2 protein-coding genes are annotated in these 2,040 nt (G+C 55.8%); both read left to right on the top strand.

The genetic code is table 11. The features are described 5' to 3' along the window. Positions 1-84 precede the first annotated feature (84 nt). Positions 85-444, top strand: a complete 360-nt coding sequence (gene tnpB / locus CEC48_RS30775; RefSeq protein ID WP_024647222.1) for an IS66 family insertion sequence element accessory protein TnpB — start codon at positions 85-87, stop codon at positions 442-444. Positions 445-462: 18 nt separating this feature from the next. Continuing rightward, entirely contained in the window at positions 463-1,995 is a 1,533-nt protein-coding gene (locus tag CEC48_RS30780) for an IS66 family transposase (protein ID WP_088427253.1), read from the top strand. Positions 1,996-2,040 lie beyond the last annotated feature (45 nt).

A 2,040-nucleotide genomic window follows, 5' to 3' on the forward strand; every position in this document is an offset into this window, starting at 1 on the left:
GTAAGCGCTCCATAAACCCCACATTCAAAGCGCTTATCGGATCCCGGATGCTGTGCTCCCGATTCCCTCAGGAGCCAGCTCGCCATGATGCGACCCGATGCCAAAGTCGAAAAAGTGTATCTGTACCCCAAGCCGGTCGACTTCCGAAAATCCATCGACGGTTTGGCTGCGCTGGTTGAGCTGGACATTAAAGTCGCGGTATTCGACCCCGTGCTTTTCGTCTTCCTCAACAAGCCCCGCAACCGAGTGAAAATTTTATATTGGGAGCGCAACGGCTTCTGTCTTTGGCTCAAACGTCTCGAGTCCGAACGATTCAAAACATCGCCTGACGCCACCGACGAGGCGATCGTTCTGACCGTCCAGGAACTCAACTGGATGCTCGATGGCTTTGACCTCTGGCGCAACCGTCCTCATCAAGTTTTGACGCCGCGATTCGTAGCCTGATTCGGTATAATCCAGGGCATGAATTCCTTGCCCGAAAATCTTCCAGATGATCCCGTTCTGCTCAAGCAAATGCTTGGGCAGATGCTCGACGAGCGTCAGTTGGACAAGGGAAAGATTGTTCGGCTAGAAGAACAGAATGCCCTCCTGCTTCAGCGTCTGTTCGGACGTAAGTCCGAGCAAACAGCTGATGCGGCAACGCCGCAACTGGCCCTCTTCAATGAAGTAGAAAGCGTCGTCGAGCCTGTGGACGAAGCCTCAGATGAAGAGGTCGTTGCCCCGACCAAGCGCCGCGGCAAACGCAAGCCACTGCCCGCCGATCTGCCACGCATCGAGATCATCCACGAACTTCCCGAGCATGAACTGACGTGCGTCTGCGGCTGCCGCAAACACACTATTGGCGAAGAAGTCAGCGAGCAGCTTGAAATCGTTCCGATGCAGATCCGTGTGATCAGACACGTTCGGAAAGTTTACGGTTGCCGCGACTGCGAGATGGCGCCGGTCACTGCTGACAAGCCGGCTCAACTGATTGAAAAAAGCATGGCCAGCCCAAGTGTTCTGGCGATGTTGCTGACCACCAAGTACGTCGATGGACTACCGCTTCACCGTTTCGAAAAAGTCTTGGGCCGCCATGGCGTCGATATCCCGCGCCAGACCTTGGCACGCTGGGTTATCCAGTGCGGTGAACACTTCCAGCCGCTGCTGAATTTAATGCGCGATAGCCTACTGGGCAGCCGTGTTATCCACTGCGATGAAACACGGGTACAGGTGTTGAAAGAGCCTGACCGAGACCCAAGCAGCCAGTCCTGGATGTGGGTGCAAACCGGCGGCCCGCCAGATAAACCAGTGATCCTTTTTGACTACTCCACCAGCCGCGCGCAGGAGGTGCCGACACGCCTGCTCGATGGCTATCGTGGCTACGTGATGACCGATGATTACGCCGGTTATAACGCGTTGGGCGCGCAGGCTGGAGTCGAACGTTTGGGCTGCTGGGCGCACGCAAGGCGCAAGTTTGTTGAGGCACAAAAAGTGCAGCCGAAAGGCAAGACAGGACGCGCTGATATCGCACTGAATCTGATCAATAAACTTTATGGCGTCGAGCGTGATCTGAAGGATACGGGCGACGACGATCGTAAAACCGGCCGGAATGATCGGAGCCTGCCAGTGCTGGCTCAGTTAAAAAGCTGGATGGAAAAGACGCAGCCACACGTTACGCCTCAGAACGCCTTAGGCAAAGCCATCGGCTATCTGGCGAGTAACTGGAACAAACTCGAACGGTACACCGAGGAAGGCTATTTGCCGATCGACAACAACCCCGCCGAGCGTGCGATCAGGCCCTTCGTCATCGGAAGAAAGAACTGGTTGTTCAGCGATACGCCCAAAGGCGCAACGGCCAGTGCTCAACTTTACAGCCTGGTCGAGACTGCTAAAGCCAACGGCCAAGAGCCCTATGCGTGGCTGCGCCACGCATTAGAACGGCTGCCAATGGCGACCTCGGTTGAAGATTACGAAGCGCTGTTACCGTGGAACTGCTCGCCGGCATCGCCTAGCTAGGCGCATTACCCATCTTGAAGTCGGTGGGGTTTATGGAGCGCTTAC

The organism is Pseudomonas sp. K2I15 (genome assembly GCF_002204795.1).
Lineage (GTDB): Bacteria > Pseudomonadota > Gammaproteobacteria > Pseudomonadales > Pseudomonadaceae > Aquipseudomonas.

Excerpts from the sequence above, each read along its gene's own strand:
- tnpB (WP_024647222.1), top strand. The coding sequence starts at position 85 with ATGATGCGACCCGATGCCAAAGTCGAAAAAGTGTATCTGTACCCCAAG.
- CEC48_RS30780 (WP_088427253.1), top strand. The coding sequence starts at position 463 with ATGAATTCCTTGCCCGAAAATCTTCCAGATGATCCCGTTCTGCTCAAG.